We start from the raw sequence: 16,161 nt of genomic DNA, 5'->3' as shown, positions 1-16,161 counted from the left end.
CGGTGTTGGACGTCGTTGTCGTGGCCCGACGCCTATCGACGGGGCTCCCAGCGGAACATCCGCGCGGCCAATACGATCGCCACCACCACCCAGCCCAGGGTCGGCGCCAGCAGGAGGATGGAGTCGGCGAGTGGGACCCCGCCGTTCCAGGCGTTGACGACCAGCTCGGTGGCCGAGCCGCCGGGCAGTAACCGTTTCAGCAGCGCAAGGCTCTCGGTGCCGGTGATCCCGACCCAACTGGCCACGGCGACCACAGCCAGACTGAGCGGAAGCGTGGTGACCTGCGCGTGCTCCGGGGAGTTCGTGACTCCGGCAGTGGCGATCGCGAACGCGAGCATCATCACCAACGTCGCGGCCAGCGCCGCCGCCACCAGTGCGGGGTTGGCGGGGGTTCGGCCCACGCCGGCGAACACGACGAGGATCACCGTCACCTGGACGGTCGCGATGACGCTGATCGGGAGCACCAGACCGGTCAGGATCGTCGCGTCACTGGCGGCGGTGGACCTGAGCCGCTTGAGGAAGAGGTTCTGCCGGCGAGCTGCCAGGGTGGTCACCGTGGTGGCGTAGAGACCGAACGCGGCGATGGTGAAGATGAGCACTGCCGCGACGTAGCCGAGGCTGCCGATCCGGCTGAACGTGTCGCGGTAACTGATGAAGAAGATGCTCACCGCCACGGGCACGATCAAGCTATTGATCAGCACGGCACGGTTTCGGAGGAGCTGGACGAGCTCGCCCTGCGCGATGGGGAACATGGGCAATCCTTCGAGGTCAGGAGGGTACGGACTCGGTGCCGACGGCGCGGAAGACATCGTCCAGCCGGGTCGGTGCGGCGGACAGTCCCGCCAGCTCGACCATGTGAACGTCCGCCCAGTCGAGCAGCGTCTTGAGGTCCCGCTGAAGGTCGAACGTGTCGATCGTGTAGGAACCGTCGGCCGTCGGAGCGGGTCGCAGCGGCAGCGCTGGGGCACCGGGTGGCAGCGAGAACCGGATGGATGCCGGCAGGGTCTGAGTCAGCTCGGGCAGCGTGCCCTGACGGCGGAAGACGCCCTGGTGCATCAGGCCGATGCGGTCGGCCCGCTGCTGCGCCTCCTCCAGGTAGTGCGTGGTGAGCACGACCGTGGCGCCGTCCTCGCGTAACTGCCGAACGGTCTCCCACAGGGCGTCCCGTGACTGGATGTCCAGCCCGGTGGTGGGTTCGTCCAGGATGATCAGCTCCGGCCGCCCGTACACGGCGGTGGCGAAGTCCAATCGCCGCTTCTCTCCGCCGGAAAGCTGCGCCACCCGGGTGTCGGCCCGGTGGGCGAGATCGACCAGATCGAGCACCCTCGCCACGGTGTCCTGACGTTCGGAGAGCCGGCCGATCAGCCGGACCGACTCGGCAACGGTGAGGTCGCCGGCGAAGCCGCTCTCCTGCAGCATGATCCCCATCCTGGGACGTACCGCGCGCCGGTCGGTGGGACTCCTGCCGAAGACACGCACCGTGCCCGCCGACACCGTCCGGTGGCCCTCGATGACCTCGAGGGTCGAGGTCTTGCCGGCTCCGTTGGTGCCGAGGAGTGCGTAGAGCTCCCCGCGGGCGACCTGGAACGAGAGGTCCTTGACGGCGTGGAACTCGCCGTAGGTGACATCCAGTTGGTCGACTTCGATGACTGGGTTGACGGGCATCTCGGATCCTTTCGTCTTCGGCACAAGACTTCCGTCACTGGCGGCGCCATCGCATCGGTGTGAACGCCTTAGCTCGCACCGTCAGCTCACCGTGTCGGGCGCGAGCTGGTCGCTGGCGGTGCGAGTAGCAGGCGAGGGGCGGCCGGTACGCGGTTGACCAGCGATGAAGGCCGTGGGCCTGGGGCCCGCCTCGACCTGCGGCATCCGCTTCGTCGGCCGCTCCGTGTGAAGATCACGGGCTTGCCACGGCGACCAAGATCAGAAAGTATTGCGGTTCGCGTCGGTGAGAACTACCTAACTCCGGCCCGACGGACCTCAACCAGCCTCGGATGGGAGCGGAATTGACCGACCTTCTCGGCCGGCGCGCGGAGCGCATCGCCATCGAACACCTGCTCGCCCAGGTTCAAGCTGGACGCAGCGGGAAGCTGGTGGTGCGCGGGGAAGCTGGCATCGGGAAGACCGCGATCCTGGAGTACACCCGTGGCGTCGCGGTCGGATCGGGGTTCCGGGTGGAGCACTCGGTCGGAGTGGAGTCCGAGGAACTGTTCGCGTTCGCCGGTCTGCATCAGCTGTGCAGGCCGCTGCTGGACCGCGCGGCTCCGCTGCCCGAGCCGCAGCAGGCCGCCCTCGGCGTGGCGTTCGGCCTACGCGACGGGCCTGCGCCGGACCGGTTCCTGGTCGGGCTGGCCACCCTCAACCTGCTGGCCGAGGTCGCCGAGGACGGGCCGCTGTTGTGCCTCGTCGACGATGCGCAATGGCTGGACGAGGCTTCCGGGCAGGTGCTGGCGTTCGTGGCACGTCGGTTGGCAGCCGAGCAGGTGGCGCTGGTGTTCGCGCTACGCGACGCCAACACCAGCCACCCGTTCTCCGGATTGCCTGAGCTGAGCCTGGGCGGCCTCGGTGAGCTCGACGCCCGGATGCTGCTGACGGCCGCGGTCCGCGCACCGCTGGACGGCCGGGTACGCGATCGGATCGTCGCCGAAGCGCGCGGCAACCCGCTGGCGCTGCTGGAACTCCCCCGCAGTACGCGGCCCACCCAGCTGGCCGGCGGGTTCGAGCTGCCCGACACCCTCAGCGTCCCGTATCGCGTCGAGGACGAATTCCGGCGCCGCTCCGACGATCTGCCCCCCGACACCCAACTGCTACTGCTGGTCGCCGCCGCCGAGCCGACCGGCGACGTGACACTGCTGTGGCGCGCTGCCGCCGAGCTGAGGATCGCCCGCGAGGCGGCCGCACCCGCAGAAGCCGCCGGACTGCTCGAGATCGATACCAGGGTGCGGTTCTGTCATCCGTTGGCGCGTTCGGCGGTCTACCGGGCCACCACGCCGCCCGACCACCGCCGCGCCCACGGCGCCCTGGCCGCCGCCACCGACCCGCAGACCAACCCGGACCGGCGCGCCTGGCACCGCGCACAAGCGGTCCTGGGCACCGATGAGGAAGCCGCCGCGGAGCTGGAGCGCTCGGCGGACCGGGCGCGGGCCCGTGGCGGGCAGGCCGCCGCAGCCGCATTCCTGCAGCGCGCGGCAGCCCTCACCCCCGATCACGCCACCCGTGCTCGGCGGATGCTGGGAGCCGCCCGCGCCAAGCACGAGGCCGGCGCGTCCGACAGCGCGCTGGACCTGCTCACGACGGCACCGCTCGAGCCGCTGGATTCCCTGCAACGCGCGCATCTCGACCTATTGCGAGCCCAGATCGCCTTCCACCTGACCCGAGGCACCGAGGTGCCGGGCATGCTGATGGATGCCGCCATGGCACTCGCCCCGTTGGACGCTGCGCTGTCCCGCGAGACCTACCTACATGCGCTGGATGCTGCGATCATCAACGGAGGGGGTGACGCGGCGCGCATCGCCGAAGCGGCCTTGGCCGCCCCCGCACCCGGGACGCCGACGCGACCGGTGGACCTGCTCCTCGACGGGCTCACGACGACCTTGAGCAAGGGCCGTGCGGCGGGAGTGCCAGGTCTACGGCGCGCGTTGGAAGCGTTCCGCGACGGCCCGCAGGCGGAATCTGTGCAGTGCAGCCAGAGCGACCGGTGGCTGTGGCTGGCCGCCCGCAACGCCGTGGCGATCCTCGACGACGAGCTGCTCCATGTGCTGGCCAGCCGCAATGTCCAGCTCGCTCGTGAGGCCGGCGCGCTGGCGACGCTCCCCGCCGCACTGAACTTCCTGTCCATCACATCGGTCCTGACGGGCGATCTCGCCCGCGCCGACGAGCTGGCCACCGAGGCCACGGTGATCACACAGGCCACCGGGGGCGTGCCGTTGCGCCATGCTCGCGTCATTCTCCACGCCTGGCGTGGTGACCAAGCCGAGACCACCGCGCTCGACGCCACCGTCGCCAGCGATGACACCTACCCCGACGGGGGCGCGGAGGTCTCCCTGGCTCAGTACGCGATGGCAGTGCTCCACAACGGGTTGGGCAACTACTCGGTCGCGCAGGAAGCGGCGACGAGGGCGTGCAGGTCTGACGAACAGTCGATCAGCAGCGCGTGCCTACCCGAGCTCATCGAGGCTTCCGTCCGTGCCGGCGAGCCGGCACGAGCAGCGCTCGCACTAGAGCAGTTCACCTCACTCGCAGTTGCGTGCGGCACCTCGTGGGCGCTGGGCCTGGCCGCGCGCTCACGAGCGCTGACCAGCGCAGGGCCTGATGCCGAGGAGCACTACCGCGAAGCGATCGAACAGCTCGGAAAGTCCCGGATGGCCGGCGACGCGGCTCGTGCTCGGCTCGTCTACGGCGAGTGGCTGCGCCGCGAAGGGCGGCGCCAGGACGCGCGCGACCAACTCCACACCGCCCATCAACTGCTGTCGGACATGGGCGCGGGCGCATTCGCCGAGCGGGCCGCCCGCGAACTTCGCGCCACCGGCGAACACCCACGAAAGCGCACCGCCCACCCGACCGACGCCCTCACCCCACACGAGGTGCACATCGCCCGGCTGGTAGCCACCGGGGCGACCTCCCGGGAGATCGGCGCACAACTGTTTCTCAGTCCCCGCACCATCGAAGCCCACCTGCGCAACATCTTCCGCAAACTCGGCATCACCTCCCGCCGGCAACTCAAAGATGTGCGGCTGCCCTGAGCGGGCCGTCGCTGTCTCGTGTCAGGTGGAACCCGATCTGGGCGCGGAGCAGTTCCAGGCGGGCGCGTGGCAGAGGGTCCAGCGGCCCGACAGCCGCGACCGCCAGCAGCTCATGGGCGGCCTCGGGCGCACCGGACTCGTGCTTGGCGTGTGCGCCCGCAAGAGCCCGCCTCGCGCGGGCGCCGGGCTCAGGGGACAGCTCGGCTGCACGCTGCAGGAACGCGGCCGCGGCGGCCAGGCCCCCGCAGGCACGCGCCCGCTCGGCCGAGCGCTCCAACCCTTCAGCTACCTCTTCCTCAGCTCCGAGCACCAACTGTGCGCGGTGCCAGGCACGGCGATCAGGGGCGGCCTGTGGGTCGGTTGCTTCGGCCAGCGCGCCGTGGGCGCGGCGACGGTCCGGGAGGGTGGCCGCCTGGTACACGGCGGACCGCACCAGCGGGTGACGGAACCGTACCCGGACGTCGATCTCCAGCAGCCCGGCGACCTCCGCGGGTGTCGTAGCCTCGCGAGCCAGGCCCAGGCGCGCGGCCGCATGCCACAGCAGGGCCACGTCGCCTGTCGGCTCGGGCGCGGCGACCAGCAGCAGCTGCGTCTGCGGGGGCAGGCTCGCTGACCGGCGTCGGAAGCTCTCCTCCAAGCGCCGCGGGACGCTCAGCGCGTCGGGCAGCTCGAACCCGCCGGCCCAGTACGGCGACCGTATGTTGCGGGGCAGCTCCAGCAGCGCCAACGGGTTGCCGCCCGCTTCGGCGAGGATTCGTTCGGGCACACCCTCGTCCAGCGGTGTGCGTACCGCAGCGTTGAGCAGTACCCGCGCATCGGACGCGCCGAGCCGCTCCAGGCCCAGCTCTGGTAACCCCGGCGAACGGAAGGCGGTCGCCGTCGTCGGAGTCGCGCACCCCGAACAGGAGGGCCAACCTTTCGGCCCCCACCCGTCGGGCCACGAAGGCCAGGACCTGCGCCGAAGCCTCATCCAGCCACTGCGCGTCGTCGACGAGACACAGCAGCGGTTGTTCTTCGGCGACCTCGGCCAGCAGGTTGAGGACGGCCAGCCCGACCAGGAACCGGTCCGGTGCGGCGCCAGCGTGGAGTCCGAACGCCACCCCAAGGGCGGTCCGCTGCGGCTCGGGCAGCGTGCCGGTGCGTTCCAGCAGGGGAGCACACAACTGGTGCAGCCCAGCGAACGCGAACTGCGTCTCGGACTCGACGCCGGCCAAGGGCTCCAACCGGAAATCCGAGGCGAGTGCCGTCTGGTGATCGTGCTCGAGCAAGGCGGTCTTCCCGATGCCGGCTTCTCCACGCACCACGAGAGAGCCGCTGCGCCCGAAGCGAGCCAGAGAGAGGAGCTTCTCGACCGCCTCACGCTCTGAACGCCGGCCTACGAGATCCGTCACGTTGTGCCTCCCGTCAGCGCGCCAGATGTAAGTAGCCGACACCGTAGTCGTCCCTGATGCGAAGTGCGGAAGCTGCAAGTTAGCCCCTGCCACCTCAGTGGTTCTCGGTGGCGCTGGGCCGTGAGGACCTACGTGGTTGTGACCGACGCGAGGGCTCGGCCTCCGGTGCGAGCCTGATGACGTCGCCAGGATCGGGCATCCGGACCCCGGCGTACCCGGGTTGATGGACTCCGGAACCCGTGGCGGGCGTCTGAAGACCAGACGTCGAACCCGTTCCCGGTACGCACCGACAACGAGAAAGTTGGGAGGACCCATGAGTACGGATCGTGTGCTTGGCGGACGCTATGAGCTCTGCGACGTCCTGGGCAGGGGCGGCATGGCCGTTGTTCACCTGGCTCGTGACATCCGGCTCAAGCGCTGGGTCGCGGTCAAGGTGCTCCGCGCAGAGCTAGCCCGCGATCCGCTGTTCCGGTCCCGGTTCCGGCGGGAAGCACAGGCCGTCGCCCGCCTCAATCACCCCGGCATCGTCGCCGTTCATGACGTCGGACATGAGGACGTCGAAGGCAGCCGGGCGGACGAGCCAAACGTTCCGTTCATCGTCATGGAGCACGTCGCCGGCCAGTCGCTGGGGGCCCGACTCCGCGAGGGCGCGCTCACGCTGGAGGAGTCGATCCAGCATCAGATAGCGGTCCTGTCGGCACTCGAGTCCAGCCATCGCGCAGGCGTTGTCCATCGCGACATCAAGCCCGCCAACGTCATGGTCACTCCCGACGGCGCAATCAAGGTCGTGGACTTCGGCATCGCGCGTGTCGAGGGTGGTGCCGCCCCAGCAACGCAGACCCACGAACTCCTCGGAACCGCCCAGTACCTCTCTCCCGAACAGGTGCGCGGTGAGGTCGCCGACGCGCGCAGTGACCTGTACTCCGCGGGCTGCCTGCTCTACGAGTTGCTGACCGGGCGGCCGCCCTTCACCGGTGACAACCCGGTTGCCGTCGCCTATCAGCACGTGCACCAGGAGCCCTCGCGAGCCAGTGCCTACCGCACCGAGGTGACTCCGGCGCTTGACGCGGTGCTCCTCACGGCGCTCGCCAAGGACCGAAAGGATCGGTTCCAGAGCGCCCGATCGTTCAGGGAAGCGCTCCAATCCGCGGCGAAGGGCCTGGTCCGTGCGGACGAGCGCACCGACATGGACGCGTTGGACAACGCGAATCCGATCCACCCGCCGTGGCGCACTGCGCTGACATCGACGATCTCCACCGCATCGCCATCGGACCACTCGCCTCGTCGACCCGCCCGTGACAAGGACATGGCCACCACACGATCCACCTAGGCAACGGTCCGCACTGGCTCACCACCTCTGGCCGCTCTGGACGCACGCCGGCGAGGTCAACGCCACCTGCGCACCTTTCGTAACTCCCTCGACGGCGAGGACTGCCGCACCGCCATATGACGCACTCACATCACAGGAAGGTGAGGACCAGACATGAGTCCAATCGAGCAGCTCATCAGCAATTTCCAGGAGCTCGTCGCCCAAGTGCCCGGGATCGTCCAGCCGTTCATCGTCATGCTGGCGGGCGCGATCCCGTTTGTCGATGGTGAGGGAGCGGCCATCATCGGCATTGCCGGTGGTCTCCATCCGATTGTCGCAGGCGTCGCAGCCGCCGTAGGGAACTTTTTGTGCGTGCTGCTGGTCGTCGCGGTCACCTCACGCGCCAGGACGACCATCGTCGATCGCCGAGACAGCCTGGTCGGGGTGGGCGGAGGCGCAGGAGCGCGATCGAGCGCCCTCGGGGAGACGTACCAGGAGACGGCAGCCACGAAGCCGGAGTCGAAGGGGCGTCGGCGCTTCAACAGATGGCTCGTCCGTTTTGGCGTCCCCGGTGCGAGCATCCTCGGTCCTCTCGCCATTCCGACCCAGATCACGTCGGCGATCCTCGTGGGCGGCGGAACTCCACGCCGGTGGGTCCTGCTCTGGCAGGCCATCTCCATCGTCATCTGGACGACGGTTGGCACCGTCGCGGCGTGGGCCGCGCTCACCTTCGTCGTCGAGGTGCCGTGAGCCATGACTGAGCAAACGCACACCGTTCCGTCCGATGTCGAGTACCACAGGGTGCTGGCCGGGGAGAGACGTCGTATCGGTCGTGGGATCCTCGCGATCGTGCTTCTGATCGGCGGGATGACGCTGTCCGGCGTCGCTCTCAGCCTGATGGCGGCGTTCGTGGATGCCGCCGTCGACACCGACGGCCGCACTGAGTGGACGCCTCTGATGCACACCGCCGGCATGGTTTCCGTCGCACTGATCATCCCGTGGAGCATGCTCATCCAGCGGTGGCTCTACGGCGTGAGAGGCCCGTCGCTGCACTCGGTGATCTCGCGGTTCCGGTTCGACGTCTTCGGGCGCGCGCTGCTTCTGATCACCCCCGCGTGGGTTGCCGTCATGGCGTTCCACTACTGGGTGCCGTTGCCGCAGACCGAATGGAGTTACACCGACGTCCTGTGGATACTCCTCGCCACGCTCCTGCTCACGCCCCTGCAGGCCGCGGGTGAGGAATACGGGTTCCGTGGGCTCATCTTCCGCGTCGCCGGTGGCTGGACGCGCGGAGCGCGGGCGGGCCTCGCCGTCGGTGTGCTGGTTTCCAGCGTCGCCTTCGCGGTCGTCCACCTGTCGACCGACATCTGGCTGAATCTCTGGTACCTGATCTTCGGCATCGGGCTCACGCTCATCACCTGGCGCAGCGGGGGTATCGAGATCGCAGTGGTGCTACACGCGGGGTACAACACCCTGTCCTTCGTGTTCGACGCTGCGCTGCGCACCGATATCGCCAATGTCGTGACGGATCGCGCAGCGGGCGCCGCGACGATCGGGGTCCTCGTTCCCAGCGCGGTTGTCGTCATCACCGCCATGGTGGTCTGGGTGCGCACCCGGCGCAGCGGCCCCACGCGAACACCGCACTCGGCGGCCTTTCGATCCGCGTCCGCGCTCTCGAGGGCCGCAGCTCGCGGGTAGCCGAAGATGGCCCCCGTGACGTTCTCGTGGGAGGGTTTCGACCCTGGTCAACAGCGCACGCCGTACCCCGTCCAGGTTCCGAGTTGCGGGAGACACGGAAACCGAAGGTCGGGGTACGGCGTGCGCTGTCGAGCGGGTACTGACCCGCAGGTGAGCGGTTCGCTGCGGCGTTCACCGCGAGGGACAGGCCGGTGGAGTGCCACGGAGTCGGTCCTACGGAGGGCTCGGCCAGCGCACCTGAGCAAGGCCGTACGTGGCAGGGCCCCTTGCCGGCAAGGGGCCCTGCCACGTAGCTCAGTCGAGTAGTTCGGTCACGGTGCCGGCGGCCACGGTACGGCCGCCCTCCCGGACGGCGAAGCCGAGCCCGACATCCATCGCGATCGGCCTGCCAAGCTCCACCGACAGGTCGACGGTGTCACCGGGCAGGACCATCGTCAGATCACCGAGGTCTACCGACCCGACCACGTCGGTGGTGCGGAAGTAGAACTGCGGCCGGTAGTTGGCGAGAAACGGCGTGTGGCGCCCGCCCTCGGCGGTGGTCAGCGCATAGAGCCTGGCCCGGAACCGCTGGTGCGGCGTGACGCTGCCCGGCAGCGCCACCACCTGACCCCGCTGCACCTGGTCACGCTTGATCCCGCGTAGCAGCACGGCGGCGTTGTCCCCGGCCTCGGCGGTCGCCAGCGACTTGCCGAACGTTTCCAGCCCAGTTGCCACAGTGGACAGCGTTGGGCTGAGACCGACCACCTCGACCGGGTCGCCGACACGGAGCACGCCCCGCTCGACAGCGCCGGTCACCACCGTCCCCCGTCCGGAGATCGTCAGCACGTTCTCGATCGGCATGAGGAACGGCTCGCCGAGTTCGCGGGGTGGCACCGGGACGTACCGGTCGACCGCGTCGAGCAGCTCCATGACGGAGGAAGCCCAGCGTGGGTCGCCCTCCAGGGCCCTCAGCGCCGACACCCGTACGACGGGCACCTCGTCTCCGGGGAACCCGTACTCGGACACCAACTCCCGTATCTCGAGTTCAACCAGGTCGAGAAGTTCCGGGTCTTCGACGGCGTCGGCCTTGTTCATCGCCACCACCAGGTAGGGCACGCCGACCCGCTGAGCGAGCAGCACGTGCTCGCGGGTCTGCGGCATCGCCCCGTCAAGCGCGGAGACAACCAGGATCGCGCCATCGACCTGCGCCACCCCCGTGATCATGTTCTTGACGAAGTCGGCGTGACCGGGCATGTCCACATGGGCGTAATGCCGGGTCTCGGTCTCGTACTCGACATGGGCGATGTTGATGGTGATGCCGCGCGCCGCTTCCTCCGGCGCCCGGTCGATGCCGTTGAAGGACACGAACCGGTTGACGGCGGGGTCGCGGTCGGCGAGGACCTTGGTGATGGCGGCCGTCAGGGTCGTCTTGCCGTGGTCGACGTGACCCATCGTGCCGATGTTGAGGTGCGGCTTCGCGCGCACGAATTGGCTCTTGGCCATGATGAGCTCCACACTGGAGACGAGTTGGCGGACGACGAACGCGGGCGGATGCCACTCCGCGAAGAACCGCGCCAGAACCGCATGTCACGGCGCGCTCACCAGCGCGCCGGATCACCGGGCCACCCTCCTCCGTGGTTCTGCCGGAGCGGGAGGAGGGTCAGCCTCGGGTATCAGCCAGCCATGCGCACACGTCGGCGGCAGCCGGCAGGTGGAAACCTGCCGGCCGCACAGAGCCGATGGTGCCGAACATGGCGATCACGCTAGCTCTGAACCTCTGGACGGGCGACTGATATTCCCGGCCCGTCCCCAGCACTAGTACGTCCCGTCCAACTGCCCGCGCAGCTTGGTCAGCGCCCGGGCCAGCAGCCGGGACACGTGCGGCTGGGGCACGCCGATCTGCTCGGCGATCTGCGACTGGGTCAGGTTGCCGTAGAAGCGCAGGGTGAGGATCCGCTGCTCGCATTCGGTGAGCGTGGCCAGCGCAGGGCCCAAGGCGACCCGAAGTTCGGACAGCTCGAACTCGCTGTCCGCACCGCTGAGCATGTCATCCGACTCGGTGGCCCGGTCGCCGTCGCCGGTTGAGGTGGACACCGCGTCGTACGCGCGGGCGCCCTCCAGGCCCTCCAGGACCTCCTCCTCGGTGATCCTGAGGTGGACGGCGACGTCGGCCACCGTCGGCGAACGGCCCAGGGCCTGCAGCAGTGAACTGTTGGCGTCGAAGATGGCCAGCCGCAACTCCTGAAGACGGCACGGCGCCTGGACGTCCCAGGTGCGGTCGCGGAGATGCCGCTTGGGCTCCCCGATGGCGACCAGGTCGGTGGGCGGGCGCGGGTCGGGCTTCCGGGCGGCACACGGTCTGGTCCGCTGCTCGCTGATCGTGTGCGCGGTCATTGGTGATCCTCCCTGCACGCTCGTAGCCGAGAAGAGACGCGGGACTTCGTAGCGCGCCTGACGAGCGCCATGTCGGTAGGTGTCGGCGCACGGAACTTGCCCCCATCCGCGACGAACTCGGCACCATGCCTTCGTAGATGGCCAGCGAACAGCGGGCACACCGGAACGACTGTGACACCCGTGCGAATGCTGTCCGCGAGCACTTCGCGGACCAGCAGCCCGGCCAGGCCCCGTCCAAGGAACTTCTGGTCTACTTCAGTGTGAAAAACGACTCTCTCACCATCCACCCCGGGAGAGTCGACGAAGTCGGCCCGACCGAGCGGTGATCCCTCGGCGAGGCTGATGGTGTAGGTGCCGATCGGGAGGGTTTGATTCAGCCTTACCGTTACGAGTGCTCCGGTTCTGTCATGGATTTCTCGAATCATTCGGCGTCCTTTCCAGATACTGATGGCGTCCGTGCTGGCCGCTCCCCGGCCACGATGCGTCGACGATCTGCTCGGTAGCCGAGCCTCCGTGCGGAAGGACCGCGCTCCGGTCTGAGGGCTCCTGTCGAACACGCGCACCGTGCCTACCGACGCCGTCCGGTGGCCCTCGATGACCACCGGCGTGGAGGAGGCGTTGACGGCGCGGAGCTCGCTATAGGCGAGCTTCAGTTCGTCGACTTCGATGGCACATCGGATGGGCATCGCGGATCCTTTCGTCTCGACACAAGGCTTCCGCCACTGGCGGCACCTCGGCATCGGTAAAAGCCCCTTAGCTGGCACCGTCAGCGCACTCGGTTGCAAGCGAACTGGTCGCTGTCTGTCCGAGCAGCCGGGTTGGGGCGGCTGGCGCGCGGTTGACCAGCGGCGAAAGCGGCGTGCCCGAGGTCTGCCTCGACCTGCGGCATGCGAGTCGTCAATCCGACGGCGTTGAGGACGCGGCCCTGTAGGGACGGTCAGCATGGTCAGACAACCCGATTCGCATCGGTGACAACCACCTACTCCGACTCACCTCAGGGTGAGAGGGGCAGTGGCTCAGCTCGTGGGCCCGCCGGCGCCGCAAATGCCTGACCAGATCCCCTGGATGACCACGCCCGCTGACTACAGCGTGTTACCACCACGAGGGATGGAGCGCCCGGATCGCGGCAGATCAGTGCGGCCGTGCTCCTCGCGGCCTCGATGCGGGGGACAGACACCAACAAATCGCGTTGCTAGCGTTACGCCTTCAGGCGGAGGGAGCTAGATGACATCGAAAGCGTTCCGTATCGGCGGAGATCTCGAGGTGCGGCGGCTCGGGTTCGGGGCCATGCACCTGCCCACCGAAGCGGGACCGGCCCGCGAGTCGTCTTTGGCGGTGGCCCGGCGAGCCGTCGAGCTGGGCGTCACGCTGATCGACACCGCCTACTTGTATGGCGGGGGAGCCAACGAGGAGCTTCTCGCCGAGGCCCTGTACCCGTATCCGGACGGGCTGGTCATCACCACCAAGGTCGGTGTCGCGCGATCCGGCGCGCAGGGCGAGTGGAGGCTGGACGGGCGGCCAGCCGTCCTCCGCACGCAGGTCGAGCAGGCGCTGCGCCGACTGCGCGTCGAGCGGATCGAGCTGCTCCAGTTGCACCGGATCGACCCGGAAACGCCCTTCGCGGATCAGCTGGGCACGCTGCGTGACATGCGTGCTGAAGGAAAGATCGGTCGGATCGGACTGTCTGAAGTCACCGTCGCCGAACTCGACCAGGCGCGGGGGATCGTCGATGTGGCGAGCGTGCAGAACCGGTACAACGTGCTCGAGCGTGAGCACGAGCCCGTTCTCACGGCCTGCGAGCATGCCGGGATCGCCTTTGTCCCGTGGCGGCCTGTCGCGGCCGGCGCGTCAGGGGCCGAGTCGGCGATCGCCGCCGTGGCGTCTGAGGCTGGTGCTACTCCCACTCAGGTTGCCCTCTCCTGGCTTCTCAGTCGCTCGCCGGTCATGGTGCCGATCCCCGGTACCGCCCGGGTAGACCACTTGGAAGAGAATCTCGCTGCCGAGAAGCTTCACCTCACCCCCGCTCAATACGCCACCCTGGATCGGCTGCACAAGCCGACGTAGTGCCTGCCGCGCCTGCACTGCCACGCACTCACTTCGGCAGAAGCGGACACCGCATCGATGTCGCAGAGCTGCCGGTAGCAACTCACCGTGGTCTCGATCAAGCCGCGTAGGTCGGCATGGTCAGGTTGACTGCGCGGGGACGTCCCGCCCCTGAGACACCTCGAAATCTCTAGAGAACCATCCGACTTCGACTCGTGCACCAGGTCTCGGCGCGCCCGGGCACCCCGTCGACCGGCGCGGCGAGCATCGGCGCGACCGGCCGGCGCAGCGCTGGGTCAGCCGGCGCGCCGGTCCGGCGCTGGGCCACGCTCACCGCCCACTCCGCCGGACCGCCCAGGCCGCACTCCACGTCGTGGCGATCAACGAGTGGCTGTGACCCGCCCAGCCCGTCACGCCGGGTTGATCACCCACACTGGACCAAGATCGCACCCCCCATTTACCCCCCGAAAACCCCTGTCTGGCCGCAACAATCAGTGACAATTGGCGATCATCCCGTCGGGCCGTCCTCGCAGGTCAACGCCAATTGTCGACAACGATTGGCAAGCGCTAGCCCGTTACTTTTGGTAACAAGGGGTCGTCGGTTCGAATCCGGCCGTCCCGACAGGTTGACCTGGGAAGATGAAGATCTTCTCCGGTGACGGCGGTAGCATCCGGTAACGGATGATCTTTGTTGGCGGTAACCGCGTGCATGGCTGGCCGCCGGCCTGCTCGGCTTGGAACGCTCTGACCTGCCGCTTCTTCTGCGCTTGTGGATGAGGCGGCATTTTGGTCTCTTAATTCCGCGTCAAGCGCCGCAGATGCTGCTGGCCGCCGCGTCGTGCTGGGTGAGCTGACGGGCGGACCGGTGTCGGATCCGTCGGCCGTTGTGTCGTGGTATGAACGTGCCGTGCCGATCACCGTTGATGATGATCTGTTGAATCGTGCGGGTGAGCTGAAGCAGCAGCTGGTGGCGTTCTCGCAGCAGCGACGTTATGACCGGGCGTTCGATGATGTGCTGGCGGACCAGCACGACGGGCGCGTTGCACTCGATGAGCACGCTTTGATGATCCTATGGGACTACTTCGTCCTGGAGCATCGGCTGCGTAACGGCCAGACGGTGGTGGAGCAGTTCGTCGCCGCGCACCCGGACTTGTCCGAGCCGGAGCGTCAGATGCTGCTCGGGTGGCGGGACGTGGTGCAGGGGCCGTTCGAGGTGCAGGGACGCGACGGGGCGGCGTTGATCGTGGTGAACCTCGTGGATGAGTTGACCTACCGAGTGCGTTCCAACATGGGGTCATCGGTGTTCCGGCGTACGCCGCGTCGGTCGTTCCTGCTCGCTCGGCTGGTGGCGGTGGGCCAGGAGTGGATGATCAGTGGCCCGATGAACGTGTGGCGGCCGCAGGAGCGAGACGTCGCCTACCAGATGGCGTTGGAGATGTCGCTGCGTACACCGGAGGCGGTGTACCGGAACCCGGAGAAGCTGGCCCAAGCGTGGGAGCTGCAACGTCAGGATCGGGACCGGTTCGTGCGGTTCTTCGGCGGCGACCTGGTGGTGGTGCCCGGTGATGGGGTCGCCGAGCGGATGGCCGACTACCACGCGTTCTGCCGTGCGGAGGTGGTGGCCACGTCGCGGGCTTCCGAGCGGGCCGTACAGAAGGCACCGATGTTTGAGTTGCCGCCGGATGTGGTGGACGCGGAGACAGTGGCGATGATCTACGACGAAGTCGACGGGTTGGGTTTCTACGCCGAGTTCGGGCTGGTGGAGGCGGCGTTCGCGAATCCGGACCTGCTGCGCCGACGCCGCCACCGGGAGCACACGCTGGCGTACCTGCAGGAAGACAGCGTCGGCCCGCTGGTGCTGCGGCGGCTGGCCGCGCGTGATCCCGAGCGGGCCAGTGTGGTGTTCCGGCGGCTGCTGAAGAAGCCGCGTTTCGACTGGACCCGCGACGGGGAGGAACTTCTCCGCGCACACAAGCCGGAGCACTTCCGACGGGCGCCGCGACCGCGGGTCAGCCCGGTCAGCGAGCGGCTGGCCGCGTACGCCCGCCGTCGCTGAGGCGCCGTCAGGTGCTGCGCCAGGTCCACTCGGGCCTGGGCCGGGCAGGGAACGGCGTGAGTTCGGCCGGCATCCCACCGCTGCGGAATACCGATCGTTGATCGACACGGCGGGGGCGGCCGGCGGCGACGATCCGACGGGTTGGGCGTTGGAGGTGCTGCGCGACCGGGTCGACCAGGAGCCGGTGTACGCCTCGGAGTTGGTCGGCGTGCTGGTGGCGGTGGGCCGCGAAGATGAGGCCTGGCAGGAGGCCCTTCGCCACCGGCGGTGGCTCGGCGGGCCGCAGTGGCAGACCCTGCTGGAAAGGCGGGCCGTGACGCATCCGGAGGAGGTGATCCAGCCGTACCGGGACCTTGTCGAGCAGGCGATCCTCAATTCGGCTGACAAACGGCGCTACCGACGGGCCGTCGCGTTGCTTGCGGCCCTGAGGGCGGCGTACCAGGCGGCAGGAGAGGCCGCGGCGTTCGGGCGGTACCTCGCGGAGATGCGCGTCACGCACAAGCGCCGACCGACGTTCCTCAAGACCCTCGACGCCGCCGGGCTGTAGCT

At 68.5% G+C, this 16,161-nt stretch carries 12 protein-coding genes and 2 pseudogenes; 7 read left to right on the top strand and 7 right to left on the bottom strand.

Features of this window, described 5'->3' with window-relative positions; translation table 11 throughout:
• Positions 1–32: 32 nt before the first annotated feature.
• Together O7607_RS00510 and O7607_RS00505 are read right to left on the bottom strand one after the other, a co-directional pair.
• Positions 33–752 (bottom strand): ABC transporter permease, encoded by a 720-nt coding sequence (locus O7607_RS00510; protein WP_269700253.1) that lies wholly within the window; start codon positions 750–752, stop codon positions 33–35.
• Positions 753–768: 16 nt separating this feature from the next.
• Complete coding sequence (locus O7607_RS00505; protein ID WP_269700252.1) at positions 769–1,665, bottom strand: ABC transporter ATP-binding protein; 897 nt, start codon at positions 1,663–1,665, stop codon at positions 769–771.
• Between the two features lie 341 nt (positions 1,666–2,006).
• Here O7607_RS00505 and O7607_RS00500 point away from each other — a divergent pair, with 341 nt between their 5' ends.
• Complete coding sequence (locus tag O7607_RS00500) at positions 2,007–4,742, top strand: AAA family ATPase (protein ID WP_269700251.1); 2,736 nt, start codon at positions 2,007–2,009, stop codon at positions 4,740–4,742.
• Here O7607_RS00500 and O7607_RS00495 read toward each other — a convergent pair.
• Together O7607_RS00495 and O7607_RS30525 are read right to left on the bottom strand one after the other, a co-directional pair.
• Positions 4,720–5,508 carry a hypothetical protein gene (locus tag O7607_RS00495; RefSeq protein WP_269700249.1) on the bottom strand — a complete coding sequence of 263 codons (789 nt, stop codon included), beginning with the start codon at positions 5,506–5,508 and terminating at the stop codon, positions 4,720–4,722. The genes O7607_RS00500 and O7607_RS00495 overlap by 23 nt on opposite strands.
• A 205-nt stretch (positions 5,509–5,713) precedes the next feature.
• A pseudogene (locus O7607_RS30525) lies at positions 5,714–6,448 on the bottom strand (AAA family ATPase); the annotation flags it as partial.
• On the opposite strand from O7607_RS30525, the gene O7607_RS00485 reads away from it, so the two are divergent.
• The 3 genes from O7607_RS00485 (at position 6,447) to O7607_RS00475 (ending at position 9,140) form a co-directional block, all read left to right on the top strand.
• On the top strand, positions 6,447–7,463 hold the full coding sequence (locus O7607_RS00485) for a protein kinase domain-containing protein (protein ID WP_269700245.1): 1,017 nt from the start codon (positions 6,447–6,449) through the stop codon (positions 7,461–7,463). The pseudogene O7607_RS30525 and the gene O7607_RS00485 sit on opposite strands and share 2 nt — an antisense overlap.
• Positions 7,464–7,616: 153 nt before the next feature.
• Positions 7,617–8,192 carry a hypothetical protein gene (locus O7607_RS00480; RefSeq protein WP_269700242.1) on the top strand — a complete coding sequence of 192 codons (576 nt, stop codon included), beginning with the start codon at positions 7,617–7,619 and terminating at the stop codon, positions 8,190–8,192.
• A gap of 3 nt (positions 8,193–8,195) precedes the next feature.
• A complete protein-coding gene (locus O7607_RS00475) occupies positions 8,196–9,140 on the top strand; it encodes a CPBP family intramembrane glutamic endopeptidase (RefSeq protein ID WP_269700240.1) in 945 nt (314 codons plus the stop codon).
• Between the two features lie 294 nt (positions 9,141–9,434).
• Here the strand turns inward: O7607_RS00475 and tuf are convergent, their stop codons facing one another.
• From tuf to O7607_RS00460, 3 genes and pseudogenes are all read right to left on the bottom strand, one after another.
• Complete coding sequence (gene tuf, locus O7607_RS00470; RefSeq protein ID WP_269700239.1) at positions 9,435–10,622, bottom strand: elongation factor Tu; 1,188 nt, start codon at positions 10,620–10,622, stop codon at positions 9,435–9,437.
• Between the two features lie 312 nt (positions 10,623–10,934).
• Positions 10,935–11,426, bottom strand: a pseudogene (locus O7607_RS00465) (sigma-70 family RNA polymerase sigma factor); the annotation flags it as partial.
• Positions 11,427–11,509: 83 nt separating this feature from the next.
• Complete coding sequence (locus O7607_RS00460; RefSeq protein WP_269706862.1) at positions 11,510–11,938, bottom strand: GNAT family N-acetyltransferase; 429 nt, start codon at positions 11,936–11,938, stop codon at positions 11,510–11,512.
• Between the two features lie 799 nt (positions 11,939–12,737).
• Here O7607_RS00460 and O7607_RS00455 point away from each other — a divergent pair.
• The 3 genes from O7607_RS00455 (at position 12,738) to O7607_RS00445 (ending at position 16,159) form a co-directional block, all read left to right on the top strand.
• A complete protein-coding gene (locus O7607_RS00455) occupies positions 12,738–13,577 on the top strand; it encodes an aldo/keto reductase (protein WP_269700236.1) in 840 nt (279 codons plus the stop codon).
• Between the two features lie 817 nt (positions 13,578–14,394).
• Positions 14,395–15,612 (top strand): hypothetical protein, encoded by a 1,218-nt coding sequence (locus O7607_RS00450; protein WP_269700234.1) that lies wholly within the window; start codon positions 14,395–14,397, stop codon positions 15,610–15,612.
• 97 nt (positions 15,613–15,709) lie between these two features.
• Positions 15,710–16,159, top strand: a complete 450-nt coding sequence (locus O7607_RS00445) for a hypothetical protein (protein WP_269700233.1) — start codon at positions 15,710–15,712, stop codon at positions 16,157–16,159.
• Positions 16,160–16,161: the final 2 nt, after the last annotated feature.

It is taken from the genome of Micromonospora sp. WMMA1949 (assembly GCF_027460145.1).
Classification (GTDB): Bacteria; Actinomycetota; Actinomycetes; order Mycobacteriales; family Micromonosporaceae; genus Micromonospora.
This window is presented reverse-complemented; position numbering and strand designations above follow the sequence as displayed.